General features: G+C 56.4%; 13 protein-coding genes. 3 read left to right on the top strand and 10 right to left on the bottom strand.

Going from position 1 to position 14,297, the window contains the following annotated elements; translation table 11 throughout:
- Positions 1–8 precede the first annotated feature (8 nt).
- Positions 9–623, bottom strand: a complete 615-nt coding sequence (locus tag GLS_RS07650; protein ID WP_041111775.1) for a glutathione S-transferase — start codon at positions 621–623, stop codon at positions 9–11.
- A gap of 118 nt (positions 624–741) precedes the next feature.
- Between GLS_RS07650 and ftrA the strand changes: the two genes are divergently transcribed.
- Entirely contained in the window at positions 742–1,740 is a 999-nt protein-coding gene (gene ftrA, locus GLS_RS07645; RefSeq protein ID WP_041111773.1) for a transcriptional regulator FtrA, read from the top strand.
- Positions 1,741–1,963: 223 nt separating this feature from the next.
- Here the strand turns inward: ftrA and GLS_RS07640 are convergent, their stop codons facing one another.
- From GLS_RS07640 to GLS_RS07625, 4 genes are all read right to left on the bottom strand, one after another.
- On the bottom strand, positions 1,964–3,409 hold the full coding sequence (locus tag GLS_RS07640; protein ID WP_041111772.1) for a hypothetical protein: 1,446 nt from the start codon (positions 3,407–3,409) through the stop codon (positions 1,964–1,966).
- Entirely contained in the window at positions 3,369–5,921 is a 2,553-nt protein-coding gene (locus GLS_RS12980; RefSeq protein WP_052327527.1) for a hypothetical protein, read from the bottom strand. The genes GLS_RS07640 and GLS_RS12980 overlap by 41 nt, the downstream gene beginning before the upstream one ends.
- Before the next feature lie 326 nt (positions 5,922–6,247).
- A complete protein-coding gene (locus GLS_RS13525) occupies positions 6,248–8,119 on the bottom strand; it encodes a hypothetical protein (protein ID WP_226986545.1) in 1,872 nt (623 codons plus the stop codon).
- Between the two features lie 32 nt (positions 8,120–8,151).
- Positions 8,152–8,547, bottom strand: coding sequence for a plasmid mobilization protein (locus tag GLS_RS07625; protein WP_041111771.1), 396 nt, complete (start codon positions 8,545–8,547; stop codon positions 8,152–8,154).
- A 353-nt stretch (positions 8,548–8,900) separates the two neighbouring features.
- On the opposite strand from GLS_RS07625, the gene GLS_RS07620 reads away from it, so the two are divergent.
- The gene (locus tag GLS_RS07620) at positions 8,901–10,121 is read left to right on the top strand and encodes an SMP-30/gluconolactonase/LRE family protein (protein ID WP_041111769.1); all 1,221 of its coding nucleotides are present in this window, start codon (positions 8,901–8,903) and stop codon (positions 10,119–10,121) included.
- A gap of 68 nt (positions 10,122–10,189) precedes the next feature.
- Here the strand turns inward: GLS_RS07620 and GLS_RS07615 are convergent, their stop codons facing one another.
- Positions 10,190–10,609: a PIN domain-containing protein gene (locus GLS_RS07615; protein ID WP_041111768.1), complete on the bottom strand. Its 420-nt coding sequence runs from the start codon at positions 10,607–10,609 to the stop codon at positions 10,190–10,192.
- A gap of 2 nt (positions 10,610–10,611) precedes the next feature.
- Positions 10,612–10,809 carry an AbrB/MazE/SpoVT family DNA-binding domain-containing protein gene (locus GLS_RS07610; RefSeq protein WP_008851648.1) on the bottom strand — a complete coding sequence of 66 codons (198 nt, stop codon included), beginning with the start codon at positions 10,807–10,809 and terminating at the stop codon, positions 10,612–10,614.
- Positions 10,810–10,823: 14 nt separating this feature from the next.
- Here GLS_RS07610 and GLS_RS13275 point away from each other — a divergent pair, with 14 nt between their 5' ends.
- Positions 10,824–11,165, top strand: coding sequence for a hypothetical protein (locus tag GLS_RS13275; protein WP_148295908.1), 342 nt, complete (start codon positions 10,824–10,826; stop codon positions 11,163–11,165).
- Here the strand turns inward: GLS_RS13275 and GLS_RS07605 are convergent.
- From GLS_RS07605 to GLS_RS07595, 3 genes are all read right to left on the bottom strand, one after another.
- A complete protein-coding gene (locus GLS_RS07605; RefSeq protein ID WP_041111766.1) occupies positions 11,136–11,570 on the bottom strand; it encodes a hypothetical protein in 435 nt (144 codons plus the stop codon). The two genes, GLS_RS13275 and GLS_RS07605, sit on opposite strands and share 30 nt — an antisense overlap.
- A 133-nt stretch (positions 11,571–11,703) precedes the next feature.
- Positions 11,704–12,963 carry a cation:proton antiporter gene (locus tag GLS_RS07600; protein WP_041111765.1) on the bottom strand — a complete coding sequence of 420 codons (1,260 nt, stop codon included), beginning with the start codon at positions 12,961–12,963 and terminating at the stop codon, positions 11,704–11,706.
- A 147-nt stretch (positions 12,964–13,110) separates the two neighbouring features.
- Positions 13,111–14,292 carry an SMP-30/gluconolactonase/LRE family protein gene (locus GLS_RS07595; protein ID WP_041111764.1) on the bottom strand — a complete coding sequence of 394 codons (1,182 nt, stop codon included), beginning with the start codon at positions 14,290–14,292 and terminating at the stop codon, positions 13,111–13,113.
- Positions 14,293–14,297: the final 5 nt, after the last annotated feature.

The following is a 14,297-nucleotide window of genomic DNA, read 5'->3' as shown; positions in this document are numbered from 1 at the left end:
TCACTGTGTCACGCTAAAGAAAACGCGGAAAAGCTCTCTGTTGCTTCCGCACGGGCGGAAAGAGCATCAAGGGCTGGATAAGCTTTGGCTTCGATGATCTGTGGCAGCATATGGCGAGAAAAACGGAAAGCGACGGCACTACTGACGTCCGCCTGAAGCGGTCGCTCGTCAACCAACCAGGCGTCGGTCTGACTGACTTCCGCTTCAAGGAGCCGATACGCAGCTATCAACTGGGCATGAACGCGATCAACCCAAGGCTGGTATTGCTTTTCGGGAGGACGAAGCTTGTTCTCGTAAACGATCTGTACTGTCTTCTCGCAGGCTGCAAGTGCAAGACCGATGATCCGCTGTGACCGGATATACGCTTCCAGATTGCACGGCATCAGCTTGAGGTGTGGCGGCGCCAGTCGTTCACCCAGCTCAAGGATCAGTCCAGAGTCCATCAGCACGGTTCCATCGTGCGTGACCAGTGTGGGTGCCTTCACGACCGGATTGACCGTGGCGAAGGTGTCAAACGCCGAGAATACGGATAGGGGCTGGTGGTCGAAGCTTATGCCCTGAAGGTGAAAGGAGATAGCGACACGGCGCACATAAGGAGAGTCGAGCATTCCGATCAGCTTCATGGGATCAATCCTGGGTTCGAGATGATTTACTTGAGGGATCGGTGATCCCGTTCACGACGATGCTAACGAGCGGACAACGGTGTTGTAAGTGGCCGGATTGGCAATTAGCGTAAGGATCATGCCAAACGGCCCCAGTCCTCTCATCGTCATCGTTGCGTATGACCAGCTCTGCATCTTCGAATTCGGTTGCGCCTTCGAGGTATTCGGCCTTTCACGCCCTGAAATGGGGCCGGGCTGGTATCGCTGCCTTACGGCCGCCGCTGAACCGGAGCCGATCCGTGCAGCAGGTGGTGGTTTGCGACTTGAAGCAGCTGGCGGACTGGAGCTTCTCGACGGCGCTGACACGATCATCATTCCGGGCTGGCGGGGTCCAGATGCTGTGGCACCTCCTTTATTGCTCGACGCGCTCCGGCGGGCGCATGCGGCAGGAACCAGAATCGTCTCGATTTGCGGTGCAGCATTCGTGCTTGCACAAGCCGGTCTGCTCGCAGGCAAACGAGCGACAACGCATTGGCGTCATGCTTCAATATTAGCGTCCCGATATCCTGACATCGTGGTTGAAGGAGATGCGCTTTATGTGGATGAAGGAGACATTCTGACATCTGCAGGAAGTGCTGCAGGTCTCGACCTGTGCCTGCATATTGTCCGGAAGGATTTTGGAGCGAAGGCTGCAAACTGTGTAGCGCGCAGACTGGTCATCGCAGCACACAGAGACGGCGGCCAGTCGCAGTTCATCGAACGCTCTGTTCCTCCTCCGTCAGGCGCACGGCTTTCGGAACTCCTTGAGACGGTGCAGAAAAGGATTGGCGAAAAGTGGACTCTTGAGCGTATGGCCGAGATCGCTCATGTCAGCGTCCGAACGCTTCATCGCCATATTTGTGAAGCAACCGGGCTGCCGCCAAGCGAGTGGATCAAGCGGCAACGCATTGCTTATGCTCGCGATCTTCTGGAGGAGACGACTCTCTCTGTTGATGAGATCGCACATAACGCAGGCTTTGGCACAACGACCAATTTTCGTCAGCATTTCCGGACCGCAACCGGACTTTCTCCAGCCCGTTACCGGTGTCGCTTTTATGCGCACGATCTAGCGACCACGTCCCCTATGCAGAAATCCTGATACAGGCTTGGAGCTAATTTCTAAGATCCAAAATCAGAATTAGTCCCAGGTGCGCGGCAATCGAAGCTTTCATCCGATGGATTTGCTTCGAACCTCTTTTTCTACGGATAGACAATGCAAGCATTCCGGTCGCTATGGGGGGGGGAAGCAGAATGTCTGTTTAGAAGCTCAAATACTGATATTTTCCGTCAAAAAAACCTCTCTGTCTTTTAGGCCTGCGGGCTCATCGCGACAGATCGCTTGGACGGGCAAGCCCCCCCTGAAACAAGCAACTCACGACATATACGGGGCTAGTTCCGGATTCGATAGTAATGATTGTCAGTCCATCTGCTACCGGAAAGGGGGGCGTCGTCTTTGGGCTGCAGTCCAACACACACAGAAGCGCTATCCGATGGCCTGCTCCAACTGCGTAACTTGCTGCCTGCTCTGCAAATTTCTTGCAATCATCAGGGAGAAGTCTCTTTAAACGCTCTGACTTGAGCTCGATCTTAATCCCTCGAAAGCTGAGGTCAACTTTGCCACCAGCAATCTCACCTTGAACCTCAAGCTCACTGCCAATGACGGTATTGGAGCGCAGAAAGGACTGAAAATCAGCTTGGAACATGGCCTCGTCGATCGGCTTTGGATAGCGCTTGTCCTGCACCGACTGGCCCATGAGGTTCGCGACCGGGGTAAGCAACGTTAGCAGGTCGCGAACATGGGCTTCCGAAATTAGTGGCTCAAGGCGCATCTTCTCACGCAATTGGATGATTTTCATATCCAACTCGCTATAACCGGTCAGCGGGTGGCGCGATGTGTCAGTACCATCGAGACGAAGCGTTCGCTGGCCAGCGAGCACGATCGCTTCGTCGTACTTCAGTAGTGGCTGAAACTCAGCTGAATAACGGAATTCAAGTGGCCTCGCATTAAACCCCTGCGAGGCGTGCAAAGCCATCCGGCCCTGACGTTGAAACACGTAGGGCGGTGGACCATGAGGCTTCAAGAACTCAAAAGGGGGAAAATCCCAAGTGCTGGGAGGCTCGATTGACACGGGTTCTATCACGAGCCGTTCGGCGTATTCGGGCCACTTCGAAACCCGAATGGTCAGATCTAGATCATGAACCTGTCCCGTGCTCAGATTATGCACTGTATCTGCGGGCTTTCCGTCGATCATGAACTCTAGAAAAGCAACGGCGATCTCTTCAGACTTGGCAGACACCCCGTCAGCCGTGAGCGGTTCGAAATTGCGCTTCTTGATGCCGAAGATGGCGACGGGCATTTCCCGTTGTGCAACCGCGCCACGTAGCGCCGGCACCGAAGAGACGTCGAGATCGTCATTGATCGGGGCAAGCGCAGCAACGAGCGCCAATCCATAGGCCGAGTGATTAGCATCGGCGGCGAAGGTGCGATATTGAAGCCGACCCGCACGAAGAAACCGATCAGCATCAACCGCTGCGTTATGCACCGCCTCACTCCAGTCAGCGAGAAGACCCAAGATTTTGAGTGAGAACGCGAACGCTTGCCAGTCCTGCGCTGCGGTTGCTGATCCGAAAAGCTGCGCAGCAGACAACACGTCTTCGGCCCGAGCGCGCAATTCATCGCCGCCTGCAGTGTCCGGATAAACGGCGATCGCTTCGATCGCGGCGATCCTAGAAGGGTAGGCCTGAGCGAGCACGACGTTCACGCTCATCCTCCCGATCCTGTGTGTCGACTGCAGCGGCCTCGCTCCAGGCGCGACCTGTTTCCCCAATCGCGTCCATATCCCGAGCAGAAACAGCACGCTCGAAACGCAGGGCGAGCTGCGGCCAGCGCAGCAACGTCCTACGACGTCGCATTCTTATCGTGTCACCATTATTTTCCAGAAGCGCGGTCACGAGAGCATCAGCCTCGTCGAGCATATTCGTTCGAAGAAACGCGTCTACAATGCCAAGTGATGTCTTAAGGTCGTCATTCAGCACTGTAATCGCTGCATCATGAAAGGCCTGAGCGCTGGTCCTGAAACCATCAGGACTCACTTGGCCCAGGAGGTTCATAGCCGCATCGGACTGATTGTGCCGATCGGCAAGATGCGGGATCATGCGCGCGGCGAGCTTGGCAAACTCAGGCTCGGAACCAAGGCTATAGGACAACGACTGTATATCGGAGCTCAGAAATAGCGGCTCGATGCCCATTGCGACTTCGATCAGATAGCGCCTAATTTTTGCGTTTCCTTCGCCAAAGAGATCAACCATACCGGACAGAATGCGAACGCATTTTGCAAGGAACTGGTCCTCGTTCGACTGGACTCGATAATAATGAATCAGGTTCAGGATCGCTAGGGCTGCGTTAGGCCGAAACTGCTCGGGCAGGGTTGCGCGCTGGAAGGCATTCACCGCTGCCTTATGGACGGTGACATATTGATCCCACAACAAGGCGCCAAACGCTTCGAACAGGAGATCAGGAATATTCGTCCTGCTCCGATATGGGAGTTCGCCGACGGCGGTTGCCGCATAAGATCGGCCCAGCACTGATGATCCGACGAGAGCAGTATAAAGGTGTGGCAACACCAGCTTCAATCCGGCAAGATCGCCGGAAAGCGCCTTCGTCGCGCCTAGCAACGCGCCACGAAGATTGTCGCGCCCATCCGGAATGGTGTCGAACATGCCAACGATCTTGGCCACCGATGCATTGTCACCCGCCGCCGCCTTACTTGCCCATTCGACAAATTCATCTATCAGTCCGCGCATCATAGAACGCCTATTCCTGCGCTCCATGGTAGCCAGAAAATCATCTCCGGGCTGCCCTTTTTCGGCGTCCAGTTCCGCCAGTCGGTCATCCAGCAGAAAGAGTGCGCCGACGAACGCATCGAGCTGCTCTCGAACCACAAGCTCCAACCCCCTCGAACCTGCGCGAAACGCCGATGTCACTTCTTCGAGAACCTTATCGTCACGCTCGACTGTGGTCGCCCAGATAAGACGAGGGAGTGCGAGGGAATGGCGCGGCGATGTGGCCGGGACTGGCGGCTCATTGTATCCGACACGGACGGCGAGCGCGTATGCCATCATGACCCGTGCGCGGTGGGAGGGTGGCGCTCCCTCGTAAAGCGATTGGAGCAGTCTATCGACCTCTTGTGGCAAGGCATCGAACGCATCATTCATGGCTTTGGCCAGATCGGGAAGCCGGTCGTCATCGTCTTTCAGGTCGCTCACCAGCGATGGGGCGCGGACATAGACTGACATCAAGGTTCGCAAAATGGGCGCCGCAACCTTCGCGTTTGAGCCCCTCAACGCATGCAAACCGCGGCCGGCACGCTCGACCAACGCCCGCTTGCCACTCAAAAGCATGCACTCAATCGCTGCGATCACTTCACTGGGAAAGTATTGATGCAATGCCACGAGAAACGCGGAATCGCGTGACATGCGCTGCTCACTACCGCCATGGAAAAAATCACGGTCGTCGGGATCGGCAAGGTTAATGGCGGAGTCGACAATGTCAGGGATGACGTCGGCAGAAACCACATGAATGCGTGGCAGGAGCTTCTCCACTGCGGAGCGAACCGTATGTCCCCGATGAAGTATCGTAGTTGCCAGAGTGACTATTGCGGCGTCATCGGCACCGACGGCATCAAGGATGATAAGTGCCGCCTCGGCGAACCAGGGTTGGTCCTTCGCCAATTCGGAAACATATACCACCAGTTCGGGAGTGAAATGCTCGGGTGCGAGCCGCGCGCTCTGGGTTACACGTTCGAAATTTTCCGCAGTGCGATGGGCGTCAAACAGGCCGATATCGTCAAGCAAAGTAAGGGCGATCGCACCAAGGTTTGGGGCAAGGAGCGCGCGGACCGCGTTCCTTGCCTCAAGTGCTTTTGCCGCCAGCTCAGCGTCCAATGCGTCGCGTGCCTCTCGGGCGGCGCGTGCACGGTCGCGCTCAGCAATGATCTCAAGCAGGTTCGGCAGCCGTAGGGGCTGACGGTGCTGGCAACTGATGCAATTCCTATCGTAGAAATCGATGACAGCGTCGCGAAGATCCCAGCATGCCATTCCGCCTTCAGGTGCGAAATCGCAGCGCATGCCGTGATGTCCTATCGGCAGGCCCGTAGCCTGTTCGATCATCCCTGTTCCGCCGAACTTCTCGACACGTGCACTCGCGCAATAATTACTTACGAGCACCATCGTGTCGCGATTACGCTCACCAGCTTTGATGGTATCCTCGATGTCGCGCATCTGCCCCGGCACAGTTGTTCCATACAATATTGGCACAGAGATAATACATTGCAAGGATTGTGAATGCGCTATTTCTGGTCGTTCATCTCAAGCCGTTGATCGATGAATTTAGGGTAAATTTTTAATGCGGCAGCCTGAGCCTTGAAGGGCAGCTATGTTGACACGCCCCCCCATAATCGAAGCTATCGCGCTCAGAGACCGACCGAGCACAATGCCCCAAAATTGGTCTATTACCCTTCTCTTAGCAAGGTCGGCTTTTGGAGGCCCCTCACAACAGCGTGGATGTCTGCCTTGAGAGCGAAAGCAGTCGAATGCTTACCCATTTCCTATGGAGATAGAGAGGACCTACGGGAAGCCATCTCTTGTAACACCCTTGGCTGAGGCGATCGATTGGCATCAGCACGATGATCGGACGGAAGAGAGACAGGAGTATTCCTGTCGTAAAAATGATCCAGTTCCCTCAATGCCACCTGGAACTGCCCTTGTCGTTTCAGATCCCTGACCGCAAAGCGAATATTCTCGGGAAGCTGGCGTGGAAGCCGCGCCAGTTGCTCAAGCCGGGCAATGATCTGCTGCGCCTGATCACAGTGCGTCACACGGTCCGCATGCCATTGTGCAATAATCTGGGCCCGTTTGTGTTCCGCCTCACGGCAGTGATCTTTGATCCAGACGCGACGGGTTTTCTCGTTGAGTAGGGTCTGGAGCAACTCGCGTCGGTCTTGCAGATAATCCTGCCATGTCGTTTCCCGCTCTGTGGGAAACGGGATCTGGAGCGGGTCAGGTTTCTGGCTGCTCAGTTCCAGATGATAAAGAATGAACTGTACGAGATACCGCAGGATCTCGGCCAGCTGGGCCAGCGCCTGGCGGTACTGTTCCTCCGCCTCAGATATCCTGCTCTTCCGAGGGAACAGGCTTTTCCGGGCTTCCAGCTCATCCAGTCTCTGTCGCGCCTGGGCAACGGCCTGATGGGCCTGCTTCAGTTTTAACCACCCTTCTTTCATCATCCGCAGGATGCAATCGGTCTGGATATCAAGAGAACTTTCCGGCCCGTAGCGCCGTTCCAGCGGATGTCGGGCATTCAGGACGGTTCGGGCAGCCTGCATCTCCTGTTTCCAGTCTTTCAGATAAATCTGGAATCCCTCGCTGAACTGTTCCGGGTGTCGAGGTGAGCCGATGGGAGGTAGGCGCTTTCGGAGAGTATTCACTTCCCTCTGTGCATGCTCTTGGAGCTTTTGCCGGTCCAGCGCGGACAATGAGGCTGGCGGAGCCCAGATCAGGTCTTTTTCTGCATGTTTCCGCTCTTCCCGCTGCTGGTGCCAGCTTTCCAGTCGTTCCAGACGTTTGACGACAGGTCGAAGATCCACAGGTGATGGTCTGGAAGCCTCTTCTTCCAGCAGAAGACGAAAATCTTTCATGCGAACTTTGGTCAGTCGTGTGAATGACCCGATTAACACGCCATCCGCTGTTTCGATGACATGGGCTTTCCGTCGCCGATCTGTCCGGTCTCCCGATCGCATGCGCCAGTTTTTCGTGGCCAGCAGTTGGCGGAACGTCTTCAGGTTATTTCCGGACTTCTCCCAGAACGTCATGATCTCGTGTCTGGCCGCAGGCAGGTCGAAGTCCTGCCGCTCCGTCATCCTCCGGGCCTGCGATGTGTAAGCCGAGACTGGTCGTGCAGCATTGTCTTCCGGAGCTAGAGCAGCAATCCTGTCCGCCGCCTCAGGATTTCCGGCTTCCCTCAAGGCCCTTGCGATTGCTTTATCATGGCGCCCAGAGACGAGAGCGTGACCCAACCGCAGTTCTTCCAGCCGTGCCAGCTTTTCCAGGCGCTGCCATGTAAACCTGCTGCTGAGAACATGATCGTCCTGCCATTCAGGAAGAAGCAGGTGGCCATGTGTGCCGCCATCCTTTTGATGGATGACCAGTGTTAGGCGCTCGGGGTCAGCGCCCAGTTCCCGACAGATCTGGTTGGCGAAGTGGGTCAGTTGCCCATCACTCATGTATTCGGATGGATTGAAGGCAATATGACGTAGGCCGTACCGGATGTTTTCCCGCCTCGCCTCTTTCATCCAGTCTTTCAGCAGGTAATCGCTCCCGGAAAGAATGCGAATGGCTTCATTCTTCGGGCCGGACAGGACATGCCTTGAGACAGCCTGATATCCGCTCCTGGTCTTGATCCGGCTTTCTTGCACAATCATGGCGTCGCACCTGCGAAGACCTGAGTGCCGGTTCAGTGCATGACAGCAACGGAAGCAGATCGAAGCCGACGGGGGCGCCCGGAACGCAGACTGCGCAACAGGCTATCGGTCCGGTCCTTCAGGCAGTCAATTTCCTGCAACGTGTCACCACAGGCAACGGCCTTCCCGAGATGGGCCGCATGAACGAGCTGATTCAGGTTGTTGCCGATGCGCCCCAGCTCGCCCCGCAACTTCCGGATCTCTATATCGACGGTTCCGCCATAACGATGCGACAGGACCGCATCCTGCAACAGAGTACGGACCCAGTCAGCAGTCGTGGCATGACCAAGAAACCGGGCGGTCTGGGTCCAGCGTTCAAGCTCATCAGGGGATGCCCGGACAGACAGGCGGGAGGACCGGGTACGGGATAAGGATGGGATCTCAGGCATGGCGGGGCGTCCTGGTCTAGGGGTCAACGGGGGAAGCATTCCCCCTTGCCGGCTGTCGAATGGTTACCCTTGGGTAGCCGTTTGACACTGCTGGCTCAGGACAGAAGGCCTCATAGAACAGGATAGCAATTCAGAAATCGGATTTCAGAATAAGAGAGAAGAAAATTGTAATTATTTTATTTCACTCGAGCCAATGCATCGTTCTCCGGGTTTTTATTAAAAATGACGTTTGGAACTCACTGCCTCTAAAAATATTGGAATAACCATAGAGATATTTTCTTTTAATTACGCGATGTTGATTTCTCTCTGCGCCGCAATTCATGAAAATACACGGATGACCCGAGGAAAATTTCATGACTGACCACCTTTCGCTTCAGGCACCAACCCAATCCGAAAAATACCTCACGCGACGCAGCGTTCTAAGCGGCGTCGCAGGAATTTCCCTTCTGGGCTTCAGCAGTGTCCGAGCCGCCAGCGTTCCAGGCAGCGTTTCACCTCCGAGCGTCGTCAGTCAGCCCCCGCGGGCATGGGGAACACAGGCAGGCCCCAGCTATGTGCCGGACCCGGATGTCATCACTCTCGACCCGTCCTTTAAAGACCTGACCTATTTTGCATCTCCCATCCGTCGCGTATGGGACCAGGGTGGCTGGCTGGAAGGACCGGCCTGGAGTAACGAAGGGCGCTTTCTAGTTTTAAACGACGTCATCCGTTCCCGTGCCCTGCGTTATACGTGGGAAACAGGCGCGATTTCAGACTTTCGTCCTGACAGTTATGCTGCAAACGGTAACTGTTTCGATTTCACGGGACGCCTCATTGTCTGCGAGGACTTTTTCCGACGTGTGGTCCGTTGGGAACATGATGGAAGCGTCAAAGTTCTTGCCGACCGATATAATGGACAGGGCCTGAACTCTCCCAATGATGTCGTACCCCATCCAGATGGAAGTGTCTGGTTCACCGACCCAGGCTACGGCACGAACCTGACCGAAGGCCATCCTGACGCACCGGGAGGACCGACAAATCCAGACGGAAAAATTCGCTGGAATATCGGGCGCGAACTCATTGGCGAAATTGGTGGCACAAAGCGTCAGGCTGACAATGTGTTTCGAATTGCTCCAGACGGAACGCTCACATCTATCCTTCAGGAAAAAGATATTCGTGACCCGAACGGCCTGTGTTTTTCAACGGATTATAAAAAGCTCTACCTCGTTTCCACACCCAAGGGTCCCGGTCAGACAGTTGGAGGAGACCAGGCCATTCACGTTTATGATGTTAATGGCAGCGTCCTGAGCAATGGGCGTATTTTCACCAATATGCAGCTCAATGGCGCACAGATGAACCCGGACGGCATCCGCATAGACGTTTTTGGAAATCTGTGGTGTGGAGCCTCCGGCCCTCTCGGCTTGTGCGGCGTAATGGTTTTCAATCCGGCAGGAAAGCTGATTGGACGGATCAGGCTCCCTCAAGGCTGCTCCAACCTGACCTTTGGTGGTCCAAAACGTGACCACCTCTTTATGTGCGCGGCTGGATCTCTTTTCACACTTCAGGTCGGTGTACAGGGATTTGCGCCCTCTTGAGATAATATGAGGGACCCTACACTCTTCCAAAAATACACTGGACTATAAATGCCCAGAGAATTTCTGGCTTATCCGGCAGCCTGTGCAGGCGCAAACGGGTTCCGGATAACGGTCATATCGAACACTGACAGACCATCCTGCATATCTTCTGACAGAACTGTTTCGAGGCCGTTTTCAATGGCACAGGCCAGGATCATGCTGTCATAGGTCTGCAAGCCATAGCGACGCACAATCGCCCAACCTCGTGCATAAACGCCTGTTGTCAGGTCATGCACCGTGGTCAGACTTCTGATGTCAGAAACAAGTTCCCCGATATCATCCAAAGACAGTTTCGTCTTACGGCGCAGCGTATTCGTCATCTCGTTCAGGGACTGAACCGAGATATGGCAGTCCGATTGACTTAGAAGCGCCACGGCAATGCGCGTTTTCTCTACGTCCTGCTCCATGCAGGCATAGAGCAGGATATTGGTGTCGAGAAAAATGGACATGCTCAGTCCTGAGGACGCTCAAAGCGAAAATCCTTGGGTAATTTACGGCCTATCGTTTTCAGAGACTGCAAAGCCTCTTCATGGCTTTTGAGACGAGAAAAGACCGCCTCAACATTATCGCCTTCCTGCAAACCCAACTGCCTGACGATATGGGCTGGAATACGTACCGCAAGGCTGTTTCCCCATTTTGAGACCTGCATGACACCCTCCCCTTATGGATAAACATATATCTATTTTAGATATCCATCGCTCTGCAAGAAAAATCCACTCTCAGGAGAGGCTTGCCTTGCCAGAATGTTTGCCAGAGAATGGGCTTAGATTTGGTCATGGAAAGACTGGCGTCGGATTTTTCGACATCTTTTCAAGTGGTTGGCTGTGGGACGCATCCCGCAACACTAGGTTCGAGTCCCGCAGCTCGCACCACCTTTCAGAACTGATTGAAATGATTTTTGTGCTCCTGAAGCCAAGAAGCCTTCATTTTCACGCTAAAGGCCGGATGACAGCAGAGCAGATCATTACCCCGCGCTTATTCAACCGCATTGCAGCGCTGGGTTGAGCCGGGGAAATCCGAGCATTCGCCCTTTACGGCATCCCAGCGGAAATCCATTTCCGGGCCTGCCATGCCGTTGTTCTGGAACTCGGTCGTCACCGCGCTCACGCTCGTCACATGCCCCTTGCTATAGACCAGGTCGACATACCCGTTGTGAAAGCCCGGAATCTTGCCCACGCCTTCGAAATAGGTCGGTTTTCCGTCTTTTCCAGGAACGGCAAACAGTTTGCTCACCTGAGCCGGGGTCGCATGTTCCAGCTTGCGCAGGAACTCGGGCGACAGGCTCTGACAGCTGATTTCAGGACGCGGGTCCTCGCCCACGTTTGAATCCCAGCACGCCTTCTGACCCGCAAACGGCGTGGCAGATGCCAGCTGAGGCACGACAAGCCCTGCCACCAGCGCCGTCGCCATCGTGAAACCCCTGAAATGCCTCAAGCCTACCATCTGCAAAATACTCCAACAGAACCGTCTGTTTTCCGAATCTATCACAGCACCCCGGCAGAACCCACAGAGGCAGCCAAACACCTTTTGCGGAAATGGCGCTTCAGGATGGCGGAGCCGTCTCGGGATAAAGCCAGCGCACCACCCGCCCCATCGTCAGCCCCTGAACAATGATCGTGAAGACCACGACCCCATAGCAGACCGGAAGCAGCGTCTCGCGCAGTTCCCCGGCCGGCAGCCCCAGAGCCAGCGCGACGGAAATGCCTCCCCGCAACCCGCCCCAGGTCAAAACGCCCAGAGCACGACCCCGCTCTCCGGGTTGAAGATGCACGGGCATGGTGGAGAGGAAAACACTCGCTCCCCGCACCAGAACCGAAAGCGGGATGACCACCAGCATCGTCAGGAGCGGCGCCAGGTGAAGCCGGATTTCCAGAAGCTCGAACCCGATCAGCAGGAACAGCAGCGCGTTCAGGATCTCATCGATCAGGTTCCAGAACACCACCATTTCCTCGCGAGATTTCTGCGTGATGGCCCGATGACCCGCCTTGCCCGCAAGACTCATGCCCGCCACCACGACCGCAATCGGCCCGGACATGTGCAGCCCGTTTGCCAGGCTGTATGTCCCCGTCGCCAGCGCCAGAGAACCCAGAAGATCGATCTGCGTGTCCTCCACGCCCCGCAGCAGCAGCAGGGTCAGCCAGCCCGTGAAGGCGCCCAGCAGACCGCCGCCCACAGCCTCGACCAGAAAGCGCAGCACGAAATCCCCGATCGAGACGGAACTCGTCTCTCCGGTCGCCAGTCCGATCATGGTCCCGAAAATGACGACACCCACACCATCATTGAACAGGCTTTCACCCGCGAATGTCGCCTGCAAAGCCGGCGGCAGCCCCAGCCGCCGCAACATGCCCACAACTGAAACCGGATCGGTCGGCGCCAGCATCGCTCCGAGCAGCACGCACCAGCTGAAGGGGACCGCCAGTCCAAACACGGGAAAGATGAGCCACGCCGGAACCGCCAGCAGCCCCACGGCCAGGGACGTCCCCAGAATGGCCAGCGCCGCAACCGATTTCCCGCGCGACAGCAGCAGGCCCAGATCGACCTGCATCGCTCCCGCAAACAGCAGGAAGGACAGCGCCCCATCGAGCAGCGTCCGGGGCAGATTGATCGTTCCCAGCAGGGACTGCGGGACCTGTTGCAGGTCGTAGCCCGGAAACAGCGGGTTCAGGATCATGACAATCAGGGAGATGAGCATCGAGATCAGCAGGATCCCGATGGTCAGCGGCAGTTTCAGGGTCCGGTAATTGATGATTCCGAGCAGTGTTGCCACAGCCAGCAGCAGAGCAAACAGCCCCAGAGAGTTCATGTCCGCGTTTTCCTCCCCGATGTCCGCTCCGGCAGCGCCTTACAGCGTGACGAACCGCAGGCGAACAGATCCAGCCTGCTTAACTGCCAACAGCCCCCCGGAGTTTCTTGTGAAAACCGCCGTGATCCATTCCCCGACAGGGAAAATTCAACACAATGCCGCGCCCTGAGTGTTCAGCATGACACGGTACAGGCTCCCCGCCGCGCACATGTAGAGCTCATTCCGCTTGAGCCCACCAAATGTCAGGTTCGACACCCCATGCGGCAACCGGATCCGCCCCAGCAGCTTCCCGCCCGGGCTGTAGCAGAACACACCGCACAGACCATACGGCCCCGTGGCCCCGCACCACAGATTGCCGAACACATCCGCCTTCATGCCATCCGGCACCAGCCTCTGCCCTTCCAGCGTCATGTCGCAGAACACGCGGCCGTTCTGCGGGCGACCATTGACCATGTCGAACGCCCGGATCTTCCGGTCCCCGCCCGGCCCGGTCAGGCCGGGATCGGGCGCTGTGGAAATCACATAGAGCGTTTTGAAATCCGGCGAGAGGCAAAGCCCGTTCGGCCCTGGCACCTGCTCCTCGCTCAGCACCGATTCAAGCCTGCCAGTCTGCCCATCAATACGGAAGGTATGGTCAGCCTGACGCTTTGCACTGCCGAACTGGGTCGTGGCTTCGGTACCGATATTCCAGTGCAGTTTGCCGTCCCGGTTGGCCCGCCCACCCGGAGCATCCGGATGGCCTTCCGCCAGACAGTCCCCATAGGCCGGATCGGTGAACAGAATGCTCCCATCCACCGGATTGACGATGATATCGTTGGGGGAATTCAGCCCCTGCCCCTCAAACTTATCCGCCAGCACCGTGCAGGTCCCGTCCTGCTCCCAGCGGATGACACGGCGCAGACCATGCTCGCAGGTCAGGATACGTCCCTGCGGATCCACGGTATTGCCGTTACTGTTGAAGCTCTCCTTCCGATAGGTCGTCATCAAATTCTCGTCCGGCAAAAACCGGTACTGCGTGCTGCGCACCGTATCGGACAGGAGCAGGAACCGCCCTTCACTGACCCAGGCCGGCCCTTCCAGCCAGCCACCACCGCTCCAGACGCGTTCGATGTTGCCGTTCTTGAACACCAGATCGCTGAAAGACGTATCCAGCGTCAGAATGTCCGGATCCGGTACGAAAGCTGGCGGGGCATGCGGGCCGAAATCACGGACCGGCTGCGTTATGACATCAGCCGGATGCGGCTCACGCGTCGCAGCGCGTGCCACCGCTCCGCTCAGGAAAGCAGCAGCAGCGCCACGAAGAACAGAACGGCGATCAGGTTGAAACACGTCAG

Source organism: Gluconobacter oxydans DSM 3504 (assembly GCF_000583855.1).
Taxonomy (GTDB): domain Bacteria; phylum Pseudomonadota; class Alphaproteobacteria; order Acetobacterales; family Acetobacteraceae; genus Gluconobacter; species Gluconobacter oxydans.
Note: the sequence above shows the minus strand (reverse complement) of the source record. Positions and strands in the feature narration are given on the sequence as shown.

Excerpts from the sequence above, each read along its gene's own strand:
- GLS_RS07650 (WP_041111775.1), bottom strand. The coding sequence starts at position 623 with ATGAAGCTGATCGGAATGCTCGACTCTCCTTATGTGCGCCGTGTCGCT.
- ftrA (WP_041111773.1), top strand. The coding sequence starts at position 742 with ATGCCAAACGGCCCCAGTCCTCTCATCGTCATCGTTGCGTATGACCAG.
- GLS_RS07640 (WP_041111772.1), bottom strand. The coding sequence starts at position 3,409 with ATGAGCGTGAACGTCGTGCTCGCTCAGGCCTACCCTTCTAGGATCGCC.
- GLS_RS12980 (WP_052327527.1), bottom strand. The coding sequence starts at position 5,921 with ATGCGCGACATCGAGGATACCATCAAAGCTGGTGAGCGTAATCGCGAC.
- GLS_RS13525 (WP_226986545.1), bottom strand. The coding sequence starts at position 8,119 with ATGATTGTGCAAGAAAGCCGGATCAAGACCAGGAGCGGATATCAGGCT.
- GLS_RS07625 (WP_041111771.1), bottom strand. The coding sequence starts at position 8,547 with ATGCCTGAGATCCCATCCTTATCCCGTACCCGGTCCTCCCGCCTGTCT.
- GLS_RS07620 (WP_041111769.1), top strand. The coding sequence starts at position 8,901 with ATGACTGACCACCTTTCGCTTCAGGCACCAACCCAATCCGAAAAATAC.
- GLS_RS07615 (WP_041111768.1), bottom strand. The coding sequence starts at position 10,609 with ATGTCCATTTTTCTCGACACCAATATCCTGCTCTATGCCTGCATGGAG.
- GLS_RS07610 (WP_008851648.1), bottom strand. The coding sequence starts at position 10,809 with ATGCAGGTCTCAAAATGGGGAAACAGCCTTGCGGTACGTATTCCAGCC.
- GLS_RS13275 (WP_148295908.1), top strand. The coding sequence starts at position 10,824 with ATGGATAAACATATATCTATTTTAGATATCCATCGCTCTGCAAGAAAA.
- GLS_RS07605 (WP_041111766.1), bottom strand. The coding sequence starts at position 11,570 with ATGGCGACGGCGCTGGTGGCAGGGCTTGTCGTGCCTCAGCTGGCATCT.
- GLS_RS07600 (WP_041111765.1), bottom strand. The coding sequence starts at position 12,963 with ATGAACTCTCTGGGGCTGTTTGCTCTGCTGCTGGCTGTGGCAACACTG.